Genomic DNA, 14,947 nt, shown 5'->3' with positions numbered 1-14,947 from the left:
CTTTTAGACAAACATTAGGGCTGGTTTAGACAAATCTGCGGCTAGTAGTCCGTGGCCGATTAGCCGGTCAGGGTCAGTTGATGAACGAGACGCGCCGCGACCTTGGCGGTGCGGCCATCGATATCGTGATCGGGGTTGAGTTCGGCGATATCGGCGAGCCGCAGCTTGCCACTATCGCGGATAATCTCGATCAGCGGTTCGAGCAACGCCAACGACACGCCACGCGCGGCTGGCGCACTGACACCTGGTGCTTCGGCGGCGGGCAGTACGTCGAGGTCGATGGTCAGATAGAGGTGCTCGCAGCGAGCGATGAAACGCTCGACGTCGCGCACGATAGCGTCGAGTCGTGCTGCGTTGATTTCACGGTCCTCGCGTACCAGGACACCGAGCTCCTCGGCACGCTGAAACAGGGCGCGAGTGTTACTTGCGCGGCTGACGCCCAGGCAGGCATAGCGGAACGGCCAGTCACGTGTCTCGCACTGGTCAAAGATCTGGGCGAAGGGCGTGCCGGACGAGCGTATATGGGCGGGGTCGCGGAGATCGAAATGTGCATCGAGATTGATAATGCCGACCCTGGGCACTTGGCTGCCTTGCGCTTCTAGATGTCCGGCGAGGCCCTGCCAGCTACCATAGGCCACTTCATGACCACCGCCTAGCACGATGGGCAACTGCCCGGCATTTAGGAGGTCGGCGACGCGCTCGGCGAGGCATTGCTGAGCCGCTTCCAGTGCATCGCCATCACATTCGACAGTGCCGGCATCATAAATCGGCGCTTGGCGATGCCAGGCCAGGTTGGCCAATGCCCGGCGGATCGCTAGCGGTCCGTCGGCGGCGCCCGGCCGGCCTTGGTTGCGTTTGACGCCAGCATCCGAGGCAAAGCCCAGCAGGGCGGCGCCGGGAGTCGCGCCCACTTTCCAGGGGTGCATGCACTGGTGCCAGCGTGGGCTGTCTGGCTCGGGGTCGACGCGCCCCTGCCACATCGACATATCGATAGGAGGCATCTCGTGAGTATCGGTATCAGCGCTCATGGGTCATCACTCCCTGGAACACCCGTTGACGTAACCGGCCGGGCTGCACGGCATAGGCTAGCTCGGCAGGGCGTTGGATATCCCACACGCATAGGTCGGCGAGCGCACCCACCTCGAGTCGCCCGAACTCTTTGGCGCCGAGTGCCTGGGCGCCGTTCGCGGTCATGCCGGCTAATGCTTCACGCGGCGTCAGGCGGAACAGCGTGCAGGCCAGATTGAGCATCAGTGTCGGCTGGAACAGCGGCGAGCTGCCCGGATTGGCGTCGGTGGCGATAGCCATGGGCACGCCGGTTTCGCGTAGCGCCGCGATGGGTGGTAGCTGGGTCTCGCGCAACGTGTGGAAAGCACCCGGCAGGATGACGGCCACGCTGCCGGCCTCGGCCATGGCCTCGATGCCGGCCTCGTCGAGGTATTCGATATGATCCGCCGACAGCGCGCCATGGTGTGCGGCCATCGCCGTGCCGCCTAGGTTGGAGAGTTGCTCGGCGTGCGCCTTGATCGGCAAGCCGTGTGTCTCAGCGGCCTGGAAGACGCGCTCACATTGAGCGACGGAAAAGGCGATTTTCTCGCAAAACACGTCGATGGCGTCGGCGAGTCCCTCGGCTACCGCAGCGGGAATCATCTCGTCACAAACTAGGTCGATGTAGGCTTTACTGGCGTCCTGATATTCCGGTGGTAGAGCGTGAGCGCCGAGCAAGGTCGTCACCACCCGCACCGGAAGCCGCTCACCGAGGCGACGCGCGACGCGCAGCATCTTGAGTTCGTCGGCGACGTTCAGGCCATAGCCGGACTTGATTTCCACCGTGGTCGCGCCGTCGTCGATTAGGGCCTGGAGCCGGGGCAGGGCGAGCTCGAGGAGTTCCGCCTCACTGGCTTCACGGGTGGCACGTACCGTGCTGAGGATGCCGCCGCCGGCCTTGGCGATCTCCGCATAGCTGGCACCTTCCAGGCGCCGCTCGAACTCGTTGGCGCGGTTGCCACCGAACACTAGGTGGGTATGACAATCGACGAGCCCCGGTGTCATCACCTTGCCTCGGCCAGCGTCATGAGCATCCTGGATAAGCGCCGTATCGAAGTCGCGCATCGGGCACAGCGTGTCGATGCGATCGCCTTGGGTGATCACCGCCATGGGCTCGGTCAATTCCTGCACACCGTTGAATACCGTCATGTCTCGCCATAGCAGTCGCGTCGTCTCGGGCATGAGCTTTCTCCTTGGGCAGCGTTTCGCTAGTAATTGTATATACAATTATCGAAACACATCTACGGCGTCAAGCCTATCCCCCATCAAATCTGGATAAGCAGCACCGAATTCCCTTGGGAAGGAGGTTGTGTGGTGTTAGACATTGGTCGGATGTTCGTTGCCTGAGCAAGACGTGACAAGCAAGGTTTTAGTATTGTATATACAAATAATGGATCATAACGACAAACCGCGAGGCCTTTATGTCACATCAAGACAAGATTCTCGATTCGACCGGGGCCCCAGGGCGGCGGTATTCCCTGAAAACTGTGTTGCGTCTGTTCGTTCCCAGCGTGCTGGGCATCCTGATCTTTTTCGTGCCCTTGACCCTGGCGGGGCGAACCACCATCCCCCTCGATCACATGGTGAGTGGAGCGCGATATCTGTTAGGCGGACTGGATGGCTGGTACGCGTTGGTGTTGATCGTCGCCGGGGCGGTCTATCCATTGGCGACCGGGCGCTGGCGGCGTAGTGTCACCGAGCGAATATTCACCGTGCTCAAGTTGCTGGGGGTCGTGGCTGCCGTGATGGCGCTCAGCGGTTGGGGCCCAGCACTATTGCATACCCCAGATATGTTGCCGTTCCTGTTCGACAAGCTGGTGATTCCGGTGGGCCTGATCGTGCCGATTGGGGCTATTTTCCTGGCGCTGCTGATCAGCTATGGCCTGCTCGAGTTGATCGGCATTCTGCTGCAACCGGTGATGCGACCCATCTGGCGCACGCCCGGGAAGTCGGCGATCGACGCTGTGGCGTCCTTCGTCGGCAGTTACTCGATTGGTCTGTTGATCACCAATCGTGTCTATAAGGCGGGGCAGTATTCGGCACGTGAAGCGGCGATCATTGCAACCGGCTTTTCAACGGTATCGGTAACTTTCATGGTCATCGTCGCCAAGACGCTGGATTTAATGGCGGTATGGAACCTTTATTTCTGGCTGACTTTGTTGATCACCTTCGTGGTGACCGCGATTACCGTGCGCTTGCCACCGTTGGCGAGAATGGACGACGAAAAGCCCGGCAACGAGCCTGAAGTAGCGCGTGGACGCCGACTGACGACCGCTTGGTACACCGGCCTCGACGCCGCAAGAGAAGCTCCTAGCCTGGCTCGCAGTGTGGCATTGAACTTCAAGGAAGGGCTGCTGATGGCGATCAGTATCCTGCCATCGATCATGTCGGTGGGGTTGATTGGTTTGCTGTTGGCCAAGTACACGCCGTTATTCGATTGGTTGGGGTTGGTGTTTTATCCGGTGACGGCCTTGTGGGGGCTGGATGAAGCGATGCAGCTGGCCCAGGCAGCCTCTACCGGTTTTGCCGAGATGTTCCTGCCGGCCCTGCTGATGGGCGATACTGGTTTTGTTGCCCGTTTCACTACAGGCGTTGTGTCGGTGTCGGAAGTGTTGTTCTTCTCGGCCTCGATCCCTTGCATTCTCTCCACCACTATTCCGATTAGCATTGGGCGTATTGTGGTGATCTGGTTTTTGAGAGTGGCTTTAAGCTTGCTTTTGGCTATTCCGACAGGCTATGCCGTGATGGCGCTAGCTGTTAATGGGTGAGGACATGGTAATTTTTTCTTCAGTTTTGGCGCTGTATCATCAGGTGTTTCGGTGTACTGAAGAACGTAGCTTGTAACGTTCCCCTGGATGTATCAGTCGTGCATAACTGATTAAGTGATCGCCGGACCATGTGCGGCGCGTCATGCATAAGCAGGGTCGCGCAGTATCGATCTCTAGATGGAGAGCAGTTTGCTCATCGACTAAGACGGCTTCTACGACATGCTCGACATCGTTGATGGGGCAGGCGGTCACTAGTATTTCGTTGGGGGTATGTAGCGTGAAATCAGTGCTGAGATAATCTGGTACCCAGCGTGGGTTGACGAAGCGATCTTCCAACTGAATGGGAGTGCCGTTTTCTCGGTGTACTATTAGCGTATGAAAGACTTGTGTACCCAGTCGTACGCCCAAGCGCAATGCCACCTCGTCATCAGCCTCCATGACTCCGCTCGATAGTACATTGCAGCTATACAAGTGGCCGCGTTCCCGAACCTCTTCAGCGATGTTGTGAACCTCAACGAGGGATGACTCTGATTTAAGGTCGGTGACGAAGGTTCCTAGTCCTGGTTGCCGGGAAAGATAGCCTTGCTGTACTAGATCGCGAATCGCTTTATTGGCTGTCATTCGGCTAACGTTAAAATCCTTGGCGAGCTGTTCTTCAGGGGGGATCTGATGGTGAGCTTTCCAAGTGCCATTTTGGATATTTTCTAGTAAATGTTTTTGTATTTGTAAATACAGTGGCTGTGCTCGTCCCATAGTGAAAAGGTCCTTTTAGTATGCGGTAGCGACTTTTAGGTTATGCAAATAATGAAGGTTTGATTGCCAAGCGCTAAGCCCCGAACCATGGGAAATCATGTTGAATCCTATGTTAGCGTATAATTACAAAAGCCCCTCGCATGAGGGGCCGTGTTGCGTTGAAGCGATCAGTGCGCCGTGGCGTCAAGCTTCGAAGTTGCTCTCGGAGTAGAGTACGCGTAGGCGCAGCGTATGATTGACGCGCTTGAGCGCTTCCAGCGCCTTGGGGCCGTAGGCCTTGTCGACGTCGATGACCACATAGCCGACGCCGCTGTTGGTCTGCAGGTACTGCGCCGAGATGTTGATGCCTTCGTCGCCGAGCACCTTGTTGATCTCGGACATCACGCCCGGCACGTTCTCATGAATGTGCAACAGGCGATGCTTGTCCGGATGGGCGGGCAGCGCGACCTCGGGGAAGTTGACCGAGGTGATGGTGGTGCCGTTGTCGGAATAGGTGATCAGCTTCTCGGAGACCTCGATGCCGATGTTCTCCTGGGCCTCCAAGGTCGAGCCGCCGATGTGCGGGGTGAGGATGACGTTGTCCTTGCCGCGCAACGGCGAGACGAATTCCTCGTTGGTGCCCTTGGGCTCGACGGGGAAGACGTCGATGGCTGCGCCGAGCAGCTTGCCGCTCTCGAGCACTTCGGCCAGCGCTTCGATGTCCACCACGGTGCCGCGCGAGGCGTTGATGAAGATGGCGCTCTGCTTCATCAGCGCCAACTGGTCGTGACCGATCATCCAGCGCGTGGACGGCACGTCGGGCACGTGCAGGCTAACGACGTCGGCTCGCGCCAGCAGCTCCTCGAGAGACCCTACCTGACGCGCGTTGCCCATCGCCAGCTTGGTGATCACGTCGTAATAGAGGACATCGAAGCCCAGTGATTCGGCGAGCACCGAAAGCTGAGCGCCGATGCTGCCGTAACCGATGATGCCCAGCGTCTTGCCGCGCGCCTCGTGGGCGTTCTTGGCCGACTTCAACCAGCCGCCCTGATGGGCGCGGGTGGATTTCTCCGGGATGCCGCGCAGCAGCATGATGGCTTCGGCGAGGACCAACTCGGCCACCGAGCGGGTATTGGAATACGGTGCGTTAAAGACCGGTATGCCGCGTTCGAGCGCTGCGTTGAGATCGACCTGATTGGTGCCGATGCAGAAGCAGCCCACGGCGGTGAGCCGCTCGGCGGCGGCGAACACGCGCTCGGTGAGCTGCGTGCGCGAGCGCAGGCCGATGAAGTGAACGTCGCGGATCTTCTCGACCAGCTCGTCCTCGGACAAGGAAGTGGAGAGCGTTTCGATGTTGGTGTAACCGGCATTCAGGAGGTTGTCCACGGCGGACTGGTGAATGCCCTCGAGCAGCAGGATCTTGATCTTGCTCTTGTCCAGAGACGTCTTGGCCATTGTCGGTTCAACCCTTTCGTCGACTGATGCGACGTGTATCTATCGGTATGGTGGTGGCCTGTCCAAGCGGGCGATCCGAGGCCCCGAGGCAAGAAAAAGGGGAGGAGACCGCCCAGCGACAGGGGCCATATCGTAGCACAGGCGGCCTGTTTGAGGATGAATTCGCTGCACCTTGTGCATGAATGCGTTTGCACCGGCGACGCTTGCGGCTACGCCGGGGCAGACGCATCCCCGGGGCTTGGGTGTATACTGTGGGGCCAACTCTTGGCAAGCCGGGCCGTGGCATCGGTCCGCACGGATGAGCGAGAAGCGCCATGGTGGAAAAGGATGCATCGGTTGGCGGTGTCGCCCAGCCCGACGAAACGGATGTTCAGGACGCCGCTCCGGAGGATTTCGCGGCCACGCTGACACGTCTGGAATCGCTGGTGGCTCAACTGGAGTCGGGCGAGCTGTCTCTGGAAGCCTCTTTGGTGGCGTTCGAGCGTGGCGTGCACCTGACCCGCGACGCCCAGCAACGCCTGGAAAACGCCGAGTTGCGCGTCAAGGCATTGCTGGAGCAGCCCGACGGCAGCTTCCACGAGACGCCCTTCGATACCGGGGAGGCCGATGGTGAGCGTTGAATCCCTGGCCGAGCGCGATATCATCACGACGGCGCGGGCGCGTACCGAGCAAGTGCTGGCGCAGGTCTTCGAGCGCGCGACGCCGGTCGCTGGCGAGCTCGATGCTGCCATGCGCTATGGCGTACTAGGCGGCGGTAAACGCCTGCGTCCGGTGCTGGTGTATGCCGCCGGACGCGCCCTGGGTGCCGAGGCCACTGCGCTGGATGCCCCCGCGGCCGCCATCGAGCTGATCCATGCTTACTCGTTGATCCACGATGACCTGCCTGCCATGGACGACGACGATATGCGTCGCGGACGTCCCACCGTGCATCGTGTCTATAACGAGGCGATGGCCATCCTGACCGGCGATGCACTGCAAACGCTGGCCTTCGAGGTGCTTGCCGAGGCACGCCCGCCGCGTCTGGGGGCGATGGTGCGCGTGCTGGCCAATGCCTCGGGGCGAGAGGGCATGGCCGCTGGGCAAGCCCTGGATCTTTCCGCCGTGGGCGGACGCCTGGACGTCGACGCTCTGGCCACCATGCACGGCTATAAGACCGGTGCCTTGATTCGTGCCGCCGTGCGGCTCGGCGCCCTGACGATCGTCGACGAAGACGACCCCCGCGTGGCGGCGCTGGATGCCTACGCTGCGGCCATCGGCTTGGCGTTCCAGATTCAGGATGACATCCTCGATGTCGCTGGCGACGCCGCGACCCTGGGCAAGGCCACCGGCGCCGATGCGGCGCGTTCCAAACCCACTTATCCGGCTTTGCTCGGCCTGGAAGGCGCCCGTGCCAAGGCGCACGGCCTGCTCGACGAGGCGCTGGACGCTCTGGCGCCCCTGGGCGAGCAAGCCTTTCCTCTGGCCGACTTGGCCCGCCATATGATCGACCGCGATCACTGATCGGTTGTAGAAGACGCTTATGAAGCTGTTCGACGAGATTCCTGCCGAACGTCCGGCCACGCCGTTGCTCGACACCCTCGAGTCTCCGGCGGCGTTACACGATTTCAAGGCGGCGCAGTTGCGAGAACTGGCCGACGAGCTGCGTGCCTACCTGCTCTATAGTGTCGGCTGTACCGGCGGCCACTTCGGCGCGGGGCTGGGCGTGGTCGAGTTGACCGTCGCCTTGCACCATATTCTCGACACACCGCATGACCGCCTGGTCTGGGATGTCGGTCATCAGGCCTATCCGCACAAGATTCTCACTGGGCGTCGCGAGCAGATGTCGACCATCCGTCAGTTCGGCGGGCTGGCGGCGTTTCCCAAGCGCGATGAGTCGCCCTACGACACCTTCGGTGTCGGCCACTCGAGCACCTCGATTTCGGCGGCGCTGGGCATGGCCCTGGCGGCGCGCACCAAAGGCGAGAAGCGCCGTGTCTGCGCGGTGATCGGCGACGGCGCCTTGAGCGCCGGCATGTCGTTCGAAGCGCTGGCGCATGCCGGGCATGTCGATGCCAATATGCTGGTGATTCTCAACGACAACGAGATGTCGATCTCCGAGAACGTCGGTGGCATGGCCAGTTATCTGGCACGCATCCTGGTCAGCAAGCCGTATACGGTGATGCGCGAGAACAGCAAACGCGTGCTTTCGCATCTACCGGGCGCGCTGGAATTGGCGCGCCGCACCGAAGAGCACGTCAAGGGCATGGTCAGCCCGGCGACCTTGTTCGAGGAGATGGGCTTCAATTACATCGGCCCCATCGACGGCCACGACTTGCCGACCCTGGTGCAGACGCTCGGCAGCATGGCGAACCTCGAGGGGCCGCAATTCCTGCATATCAAGACCTGCAAGGGACGTGGTTTTCGCCCCGCCGAGGCTGACCCCATCGGCTATCATGCCATCACCAAGCTCGAGAAGACCGCCAGCGAGCCGCCGCCCAAGGTGGAGCCGCGCTCGCCCAACGAGACTACGCCCGAGCCTGAAGCCAAACCTAAACCACGCAAGTATTGTAATGTCTTCGGCGAGTGGCTCTGCGACATGGCTGCGGAGGATGCGCGCTTGATCGGTATCACGCCGGCGATGCGCGAAGGCTCCGACCTGATTCGCTTCTCGCGCGAGTATCCCGAGCGTTACTACGACGTGGCGATCGCCGAGCAGCACGCGGTGACGCTGGCGGCGGGCATGGCGTGCGAGGGCATGAAGCCCGTGGTGGCGATCTATTCGACCTTCCTGCAGCGTGGCTATGATCAGTTGATCCATGACGTGTCGGTGCAGGCGCTCGATGTCACCTTCGCCATCGACCGCGCGGGCGTGGTCGGCGAAGACGGTCCTACGCACCATGGGGCGCTGGATCTCGCCTACCTACGCTGCATCCCGGGCATGGTAGTGCTGGCGCCTGCCGATGAAGCCGAGTGCCGCGCCATGCTGAGTGCCGCCTATCATCACGAAGGGCCGGCGGCGGTGCGGTATCCGCGCGGCACCGGGCCGGGGACGACACTCGCGCCCGGCCTCGAGGTGCTGCCCATCGGCGAGGCCGAGACCCGGCGCAGCGGTCGCGATGGCGGCGTGGCGTTGCTGGCGTTCGGCAGCATGAATGGCCCCGCCGCCGAGGTCGCCGAGCGTCTCGACGCTACGCACCTCAACATGCGCAGCGTGAAACCGCTGGATCGTGACGCGATACTCGCGGCGGCGAACCAGCACCGGCTGCTGGTGACGCTCGAAGAGAACGTCGTCGCCGGCGGCGCGGGGAGCGGCGTCAATGAACTCCTGGCTGTTGAGGGTGTCCAGGTCGAGGTACTCAATCTCGGCTTGCCGGATGCCTTCGTCGAGCACGGCAAGCCCGCCGAATTGCTGACGGCGTGCGGCCTCGACGCCGAGGGCATCGAGGCCGCGGTACGCCGGCGCTGGGACGCGGCGCAGCGCGATGACTAACATTTAGCGACAAGACGGAAAGCTCATGCTGATCGCCATTTTGATTGGGGCCGGGCTCGGCTTCATGTTCGGTAAATTGCCGGGACTGATTATCGGTGCCATGTTGGGGTATTGGGTCGCGCGGCGTCTGATACGCCGTGTGGTCGTCTCCAAGCTATCGCAAATGCAGGGGCAGTTCCTCGACTCGACGTTCGCGGTCATGGGGTGCGTCTGCAAGGCGGACGGCCATGTCAGCGGCGACGAGCTGCGTGTCGTCGAGGCGCTTTTTGAGCGTTTACGCTTGAACGAGGCGCAGCGTGAGCGCGCCAAGGCGGCTTTCGAGCGTGGCAAGGCCGATGACTTCGACCTCGACGCCGAGTTGGCCACGGTGCGGCGAGTGACCGGCGGGCAACGTGCGCTGTTACAGGTATTCCTGCAAGTCCAGCTTTCTGCGATCGCCGCTGACGGCGAGTTGCATCCCGACGAGCATGACATGCTGCTGCGCGTGGCGCGCGGTCTGGGCTGCAGTGAGGCCGAAATCGAACAGATCGAGGCCATGCTGCGTGGCGGTCAACAGCAGGCGAATGGTGCGCCATCGCAGCAGGCGTTAACCGATGCCTACCGGGTCCTGGGCGTCGAAGCAGATGCCAGCGATGCCGAGCTCAAGCGAGCCTACCGTCGCCTGATGAGCCAGAACCACCCCGACAAGCTGGCGGGTAAAGGCCTGCCCGAAAGCATGCGCGAAATGGCCGAAACGCGTACCCAAGAAATCTCCAACGCCTACGACCTGATCAAGAAGTCCCGCGAGGCGAGTGCCTAGATTTTGTACAAACGCAGGTGACTGGGCAGCTCCTTCGCCTCGGCCGCGTTGACAGCTGCCCTGTGCGTCGGCAACGCTAAAGGCGCTAGCGCCCCACGTGGCGCGACACCGGGAGACGCGGATGCCCGCGAGACTGCAAGCGTATCGCGCCATGGCACGTGTGCTGGGCGTACTCGACACCCTGGGATGGCGCGTGGGCTATCGCTATGGTGATCGCCAGTTGCTGGAGAAAGTGATTCTCCCGGCACTGGCCACGGAAGTCGGCGGCGGCCATGTGTTGCTCGTCGGCTGTGCTTGGTACACGCGTAATTATCCCGAGCTCTTCCCCACAAGTCGCGTGACCACTCTGGACGTCGACCCGGCCAAGTCGCCTTTCGGCGCTGAGCGCCATATCGTGGCTGACATGGTCGCGTTGGCAGCGCATTTACCGCCCGAAAGCCTGGATGCCGTGGTCTGTAACGGTGTACTGGGTTGGGGGCTGGACTCCCCCGGCGATATCGACACCGCCTTTGCCTCGACAGTGGCCTGCCTACGGCCCGGCGGACAACTCCTGCTGGGCTGGAACGATATTCCGCCTTATAACGCCGTGCCGCCGGATGCCGTGACCGCGCTCGATGACCTGCATCCGCGTGCGATTCCAGGTCTCGATCAGCACAGCCTGATCGCGCTGGAGCGCAATCAACACTGCTACCAGGCTTTTCGGAAGGCGGAGGCGAGACCGTGAACTGCGTCATCGTGTGGCCATGATGTTGATCATGATCTGGTTCATGTTCCTCTGTGTGCTGTTTGGCGCGGCGTGCCTTTGGGGGCTGCGACGCATGACGCGCGACCTGGCCCGTCAGGCCGAAGCGCAGTTACCGCCGCGTGGTAGCTTCATCGACACCTCCGCCGGGCGCCTGCATTACGTCGATGTCGGCCAGGGGCCGGCGCTGGTCATGATTCATGGCCTGGGCGGCCAGCTGCAGCACTTTACCTATGCCTTGACCGAGGCACTGGGCAATGATTTCCGCGTCATTGCCATCGACCGGCCGGGGTCGGGATATTCTGCTCCCACCGATGATCGGCATGCTCGCTTGCCTTGCCAGGCGCAGGCCCTGCACGAGGCGTGGCGGGCCTTGGGCGTCGAGCGTCCGCTCGTGGTGGGGCACTCGATGGGCGGCGCGGTGGCCTTGACGCTGGCGCTTGAATATCCCGATGAGGTCGCGGGGCTGGCATTGCTCGCGCCTTTGGTGGCACAGGTATCCGATGTGCCGCCGGCGATGCGTCTGCTGGCGATTCGCTCGCCACGCCGGCGGCGCTGGATGGCCGAGACGCTCGCCATTCCCCTGACGCGTGTGACCTCGCGGCAGGCGTTGGCGCAGGTATTTGCCCCGGAGGCGGTGCCTGCGGATTACGCCACTCGTGGTGGCGGGCTTCTGGCATTGCGTCCCCAAGCCTTCCATGCGGCCTCCACCGACATGGCCATGCTTGAGCATGAATTGCCCCGGCAGGTATCTCGCTATACGGCGCTGGGAGTGCCGCTGGGCGTCATGTTCGGTGCGGATGACCGGATTCTCGAGCCGGCGTTGCATATCGAGACGTTGCAGCGCCCGCGTCCCGATATGCTCGTGCATGTGGAGCCCGAGGCGGGGCACATGCTGCCCATCACGCGGCCGGAGGCCACGGCGGCCTTCATTCGTCACATGGCGGCGCGGACCTGGCCTTCTTCCTTGATCTCCTGACCCAGCCGCTCAGGTTTCCAGCCCCGCCCAAAAGACGGCCCAGGCCCCCTCCAGGCGCCGTTCGAACGTATCGGCGTCGTAGTAGAAATTCTCGGCGAACAGACCATCCATCAGGCAGTAGAAGGCGGCGGTGAACTGTGCCTCAGGCAGCGCGCGCAGCTCGCCAGCGTGGCGGCCCTCCTCGAAGAGTGTGTGCAGATGGGCGTTGATGCGCCGCTCGTTGTCATTCGAAATGGCGGCGACCTGGGTGGCCACGTCTGTGGGTGGAAAAAGCAGATAGCGCTTGTAGAACACGCCTTGATGCTCGCGGCGTATGAAGGTGGCGCATGCGCGGATGAGCCGCTCGAGGCGCTCTCGCGTGGGCAAGTCGTGGGAACGTGTCAGGCTGTCGTCGATGAGCGTGACGATGCCGCTTTCGACCTCTTCGAAGATCGCCAGGAACAACGCCGCCTTGTTGGGAAAATGATTGTAGATCGACGGCTTCTTGATGCCGATCTCGGCAGCTATTTGCGCAAGCGAGGTGCCTTCGTAGCCATGCTGAGCGAAAAGGGCGAGACCGGTGTGTTTGAGTTTGTCGCGGGTATGCACTGAACGTCCCTGGGCCTGCGTGAATCTGCTCATGATCGCGGCTTGCGTGCATGATTGCCAAGTCGTGTTGCCAACTCTATACTAACGACCGTTAGTTAGTGTGGGCGCTCCTGGCGTGATGAGCACTCTTACGAAAAGCGCGCGGCGCAGGTGAACGAGGAGGGCATGATGGCGATGCGTTGGCTGATTCTACCGCTGGCGGCGGTGGCCGAGGTCGGTTGGGCGACCGGCTTGAAACTCGCCGATGGCCTCGGCGACTGGGTGGCGACATTGGTCATGGCGACGTTGAGCTTGCTGCTGGCGGTGCGCGCCGTGCGCTTCTTGCCGGCGAGCACTGTGTACACGGTCTTCGTGGGGCTCGGTGCGGCGGGCACGGTGGCGGCCGATGCCTGGCTGTTCGGCACGCATTTCTCGTGGCCATCGCTGGCGTGTATCGGGTTGATCCTGATCGGCGTCATCGGTTTGCAGCAGTTTGCCGGCGAGCCCACGGCCATTCGGACCTCTCACGACGCTGATCGGCAGCGCGGAGGAGTGTCCTCATGACCTGGCATTGGTTGGCGTTACTTGGGGCAGGTGTCTTCGAGGTGCTTGGCGTGGTGGGTTTCGCCCGCGTCAGCCAGGGGCGCGCGTTGGCCGGCGGTGTGCTGATGGCGCTGGGATTCGGCACGGCGCTTGGCTTTCTGGCGCTGGCCATGCGCGGCATCGACTTGGGCGTTGCCTATGCCGTGTTCACGGGCATCGGCACCGTATGCGGCACCCTGTTGGGCATGCTGTTCTGGGGCGAGTCGCGTCATCCGCTGCGGATCGGCTTTACCGCGTTGATCGTGATCGGCGTGCTGGGACTCAAGCTATTGAACTGACAAATTCAGCAGGCTTGGAGCCTGTCTCTACCTGGTCGGTGGTGAAGCGCTATGAAAGCGTGTGCATGACTTTAGTTGAATAACGTTTAGCGAGCTAATAGAATGTCTCGTATTCGTTCACGCGTCAGGAGATATGCCCTATGACACGCTCATTAGCCGCCACTGCACTACTGTTTGCTGCCTTGCCACTCGCCGCACAGGCTAGCGATGCTTCCCAACAAGCCGCCGCCGTCAATCACGAGTCGCTGCACATGGCATCTCAATCGAATGCACCGACAGCGACTGCCTTCGACAACGATGCCTTCCGCTATTCCGGCATGAGCGTTGCCATGGTCGACAGCCAGCGCGGCATCAATGCCGACGACACTGTTGCCAATGCCGACCAAGCCGATGATGAACGCAGTTGGCTGGAGATCCTTTCCGACAACAATCGCCATCTTGGGGCGCCCGCCGGCTGGTAAACGTGCGGTGCCGTCACGCTGAGATGCAGGCGTCAGGTCATTGCAGGAATCGCCGAACACTCGGCGCGCTGGGGTGGTGCCGGCAGGGGGAACGTGTCCGCCGGGACGGCGGACACGCAAGCGGGTCAGAACTTGTAGTTGATGCTGAAGTAATGGCCGGGGCCTGACGTGTCCTGTTGCACGCCGGAGGCATCGGTATCGTCGCGGTAGAAGGCCATGTTGTTGTAGATCTTCAGGCCGTAGCCGATGGCAAAGCGGTTGGTGTGGTAGTAAAGGCCGTTGAACCACTCTAGGCTGTTGTTGCTGCGTCCCGCCTCTTCGGCGACGGTATTGGCACCGAATTTATAATCGATATACCCCTGGTAGGAAAGATAGCCGCCGTTGGAGAAGGTGTAGAACGGCTTGAACCAGTTGGTGGAGGCCATGAAGCCATCCCACGAGCTCTCATCCGGGCCGCCATAGTTCTCGCGCACGTAGCGTGCGGTGAGATTGAGGCCGATCTCGCCAAACCAGGGCACTTCCACGTCCGAGCCCAGCCCGACGTAATGCTCCCATAGACCGCCGGCCGGGCCGTTGTCGCCGATCGTCGTGACGGTGGCGATGTACCATTCCTTGACCGGGCCCACCGAGAGATCTCGGCCAGTCATGGCATCCAGCGAGAAGCGCGGCGCGAGCTTGATGAACACGTTGTCCCCGCCATGCTGGTCGGAGTTACCACTGTCAAGGGCATCGAACATGTCGACATAGCCGTAGAGGTCGACGATGCCCGAGCGGCCGCCGAACTCCATTTCCACGTAGGTATCCTGAGCATTGCGGAACGGTAGACGATTGTCCTCGCTATGCATCAGATTGAAGGTCAACCAGAGGTTGTCGTCTTCGTGAATGCCGCCCGAGTAATCCGCCGCCAGGGCAGGACTACTGCAGACCATGGTGGCCAAGAACGTGGCCCCAGCCCACTTGCTTGTTGTGATCTTGTTCATGGTCATTTTCCCATCTTTACGTTTTTTATGTTGCAGTCGAAATACACCCCAGGCGCAGAGATTTACC

The 14,947-nt window shown here is 61.6% G+C and carries 16 protein-coding genes; 10 read left to right on the top strand and 6 right to left on the bottom strand.

The genetic code is table 11. The features are described from left to right. Positions 1-59: 59 nt before the first annotated feature. Both hutG and hutI read right to left on the bottom strand, forming a co-directional pair. A complete protein-coding gene (gene hutG, locus RVY79_RS04705; protein WP_317462875.1) occupies positions 60-1,028 on the bottom strand; it encodes a formimidoylglutamase in 969 nt (322 codons plus the stop codon). After that, positions 1,018-2,229, bottom strand: a complete 1,212-nt coding sequence (hutI, locus tag RVY79_RS04700) for an imidazolonepropionase (RefSeq protein WP_317462873.1) — start codon at positions 2,227-2,229, stop codon at positions 1,018-1,020. The genes hutG and hutI overlap by 11 nt, the downstream gene beginning before the upstream one ends. Positions 2,230-2,468: 239 nt before the next feature. Here hutI and RVY79_RS04695 point away from each other — a divergent pair, with 239 nt between their 5' ends. Then, positions 2,469-3,815 carry a YjiH family protein gene (locus RVY79_RS04695; RefSeq protein ID WP_317462872.1) on the top strand — a complete coding sequence of 449 codons (1,347 nt, stop codon included), beginning with the start codon at positions 2,469-2,471 and terminating at the stop codon, positions 3,813-3,815. A 39-nt stretch (positions 3,816-3,854) separates the two neighbouring features. On the opposite strand, the gene hutC is transcribed toward RVY79_RS04695, so the two are convergent. Beyond that, positions 3,855-4,568 carry a histidine utilization repressor gene (gene hutC / locus RVY79_RS04690; protein ID WP_317462870.1) on the bottom strand — a complete coding sequence of 238 codons (714 nt, stop codon included), beginning with the start codon at positions 4,566-4,568 and terminating at the stop codon, positions 3,855-3,857. 183 nt (positions 4,569-4,751) lie between these two features. After that, positions 4,752-6,002 (bottom strand): phosphoglycerate dehydrogenase, encoded by a 1,251-nt coding sequence (serA, locus tag RVY79_RS04685; protein ID WP_317462869.1) that lies wholly within the window; start codon positions 6,000-6,002, stop codon positions 4,752-4,754. Positions 6,003-6,316: 314 nt separating this feature from the next. On the opposite strand from serA, the gene RVY79_RS04680 reads away from it, so the two are divergent. The 6 genes from RVY79_RS04680 to RVY79_RS04655 all read left to right on the top strand — a co-directional run bounded on the left by RVY79_RS04680 (position 6,317) and on the right by RVY79_RS04655 (position 11,991). Then, on the top strand, positions 6,317-6,622 hold the full coding sequence (locus RVY79_RS04680) for an exodeoxyribonuclease VII small subunit (protein WP_317462868.1): 306 nt from the start codon (positions 6,317-6,319) through the stop codon (positions 6,620-6,622). After that, positions 6,609-7,502, top strand: coding sequence for a (2E,6E)-farnesyl diphosphate synthase (gene ispA / locus RVY79_RS04675; RefSeq protein WP_317462866.1), 894 nt, complete (start codon positions 6,609-6,611; stop codon positions 7,500-7,502). The genes RVY79_RS04680 and ispA overlap by 14 nt, the downstream gene beginning before the upstream one ends. Positions 7,503-7,521: 19 nt before the next feature. After that, the gene (gene dxs, locus RVY79_RS04670) at positions 7,522-9,471 is read left to right on the top strand and encodes a 1-deoxy-D-xylulose-5-phosphate synthase (protein WP_317462865.1); all 1,950 of its coding nucleotides are present in this window, start codon (positions 7,522-7,524) and stop codon (positions 9,469-9,471) included. A gap of 25 nt (positions 9,472-9,496) precedes the next feature. Beyond that, positions 9,497-10,270: a co-chaperone DjlA gene (djlA, locus tag RVY79_RS04665; protein WP_317462863.1), complete on the top strand. Its 774-nt coding sequence runs from the start codon at positions 9,497-9,499 to the stop codon at positions 10,268-10,270. A gap of 121 nt (positions 10,271-10,391) precedes the next feature. Further along, positions 10,392-10,994 (top strand): class I SAM-dependent methyltransferase, encoded by a 603-nt coding sequence (locus tag RVY79_RS04660; RefSeq protein WP_317462862.1) that lies wholly within the window; start codon positions 10,392-10,394, stop codon positions 10,992-10,994. A 31-nt stretch (positions 10,995-11,025) separates the two neighbouring features. Continuing rightward, positions 11,026-11,991: an alpha/beta fold hydrolase gene (locus RVY79_RS04655; RefSeq protein ID WP_317462861.1), complete on the top strand. Its 966-nt coding sequence runs from the start codon at positions 11,026-11,028 to the stop codon at positions 11,989-11,991. A gap of 9 nt (positions 11,992-12,000) precedes the next feature. On the opposite strand, the gene RVY79_RS04650 is transcribed toward RVY79_RS04655, so the two are convergent. After that, positions 12,001-12,612: a TetR/AcrR family transcriptional regulator gene (locus RVY79_RS04650; protein WP_317462860.1), complete on the bottom strand. Its 612-nt coding sequence runs from the start codon at positions 12,610-12,612 to the stop codon at positions 12,001-12,003. A 132-nt stretch (positions 12,613-12,744) separates the two neighbouring features. Between RVY79_RS04650 and RVY79_RS04645 the strand changes: the two genes are divergently transcribed. The 3 genes from RVY79_RS04645 (at position 12,745) to RVY79_RS04635 (ending at position 13,900) form a co-directional block, all read left to right on the top strand. Continuing rightward, on the top strand, positions 12,745-13,122 hold the full coding sequence (locus RVY79_RS04645) for a DMT family transporter (protein ID WP_317462859.1): 378 nt from the start codon (positions 12,745-12,747) through the stop codon (positions 13,120-13,122). Next, positions 13,119-13,439: a multidrug efflux SMR transporter gene (locus tag RVY79_RS04640; protein ID WP_317462858.1), complete on the top strand. Its 321-nt coding sequence runs from the start codon at positions 13,119-13,121 to the stop codon at positions 13,437-13,439. The genes RVY79_RS04645 and RVY79_RS04640 overlap by 4 nt, the downstream gene beginning before the upstream one ends. A 140-nt stretch (positions 13,440-13,579) precedes the next feature. Continuing rightward, positions 13,580-13,900, top strand: a complete 321-nt coding sequence (locus RVY79_RS04635) for a hypothetical protein (RefSeq protein ID WP_317462857.1) — start codon at positions 13,580-13,582, stop codon at positions 13,898-13,900. 125 nt (positions 13,901-14,025) lie between these two features. Here RVY79_RS04635 and RVY79_RS04630 read toward each other — a convergent pair whose 3' ends face one another. Then, on the bottom strand, positions 14,026-14,880 hold the full coding sequence (locus RVY79_RS04630) for an outer membrane protein OmpK (protein ID WP_317462856.1): 855 nt from the start codon (positions 14,878-14,880) through the stop codon (positions 14,026-14,028). Positions 14,881-14,947: the final 67 nt, after the last annotated feature.

This window comes from Chromohalobacter sp. HP20-39, from assembly GCF_033052815.1.
Classification (GTDB): domain Bacteria; phylum Pseudomonadota; class Gammaproteobacteria; order Pseudomonadales; family Halomonadaceae; genus Chromohalobacter.
The sequence above is the reverse complement of the archived record's forward strand: the minus strand, read 5'-3'. Positions and strand labels throughout refer to the sequence as shown.

What these genes read in the sequence shown, in the direction of transcription:
- RVY79_RS04650 (WP_317462860.1), bottom strand. Translation starts at nt 12,612, where the DNA reads ATGAGCAGATTCACGCAGGCCCAGGGACGTTCAGTGCATACCCGCGAC.
- hutI (WP_317462873.1), bottom strand. Translation starts at nt 2,229, where the DNA reads ATGCCCGAGACGACGCGACTGCTATGGCGAGACATGACGGTATTCAAC.
- RVY79_RS04640 (WP_317462858.1), top strand. Translation starts at nt 13,119, where the DNA reads ATGACCTGGCATTGGTTGGCGTTACTTGGGGCAGGTGTCTTCGAGGTG.
- ispA (WP_317462866.1), top strand. Translation starts at nt 6,609, where the DNA reads ATGGTGAGCGTTGAATCCCTGGCCGAGCGCGATATCATCACGACGGCG.
- RVY79_RS04660 (WP_317462862.1), top strand. Translation starts at nt 10,392, where the DNA reads ATGCCCGCGAGACTGCAAGCGTATCGCGCCATGGCACGTGTGCTGGGC.
- hutG (WP_317462875.1), bottom strand. Translation starts at nt 1,028, where the DNA reads ATGAGCGCTGATACCGATACTCACGAGATGCCTCCTATCGATATGTCG.
- RVY79_RS04630 (WP_317462856.1), bottom strand. Translation starts at nt 14,880, where the DNA reads ATGAACAAGATCACAACAAGCAAGTGGGCTGGGGCCACGTTCTTGGCC.
- serA (WP_317462869.1), bottom strand. Translation starts at nt 6,002, where the DNA reads ATGGCCAAGACGTCTCTGGACAAGAGCAAGATCAAGATCCTGCTGCTC.
- RVY79_RS04680 (WP_317462868.1), top strand. Translation starts at nt 6,317, where the DNA reads ATGGTGGAAAAGGATGCATCGGTTGGCGGTGTCGCCCAGCCCGACGAA.
- RVY79_RS04635 (WP_317462857.1), top strand. Translation starts at nt 13,580, where the DNA reads ATGACACGCTCATTAGCCGCCACTGCACTACTGTTTGCTGCCTTGCCA.
- dxs (WP_317462865.1), top strand. Translation starts at nt 7,522, where the DNA reads ATGAAGCTGTTCGACGAGATTCCTGCCGAACGTCCGGCCACGCCGTTG.
- RVY79_RS04655 (WP_317462861.1), top strand. Translation starts at nt 11,026, where the DNA reads ATGATCTGGTTCATGTTCCTCTGTGTGCTGTTTGGCGCGGCGTGCCTT.
- RVY79_RS04695 (WP_317462872.1), top strand. Translation starts at nt 2,469, where the DNA reads ATGTCACATCAAGACAAGATTCTCGATTCGACCGGGGCCCCAGGGCGG.
- RVY79_RS04645 (WP_317462859.1), top strand. Translation starts at nt 12,745, where the DNA reads ATGATGGCGATGCGTTGGCTGATTCTACCGCTGGCGGCGGTGGCCGAG.
- hutC (WP_317462870.1), bottom strand. Translation starts at nt 4,568, where the DNA reads ATGGGACGAGCACAGCCACTGTATTTACAAATACAAAAACATTTACTA.
- djlA (WP_317462863.1), top strand. Translation starts at nt 9,497, where the DNA reads ATGCTGATCGCCATTTTGATTGGGGCCGGGCTCGGCTTCATGTTCGGT.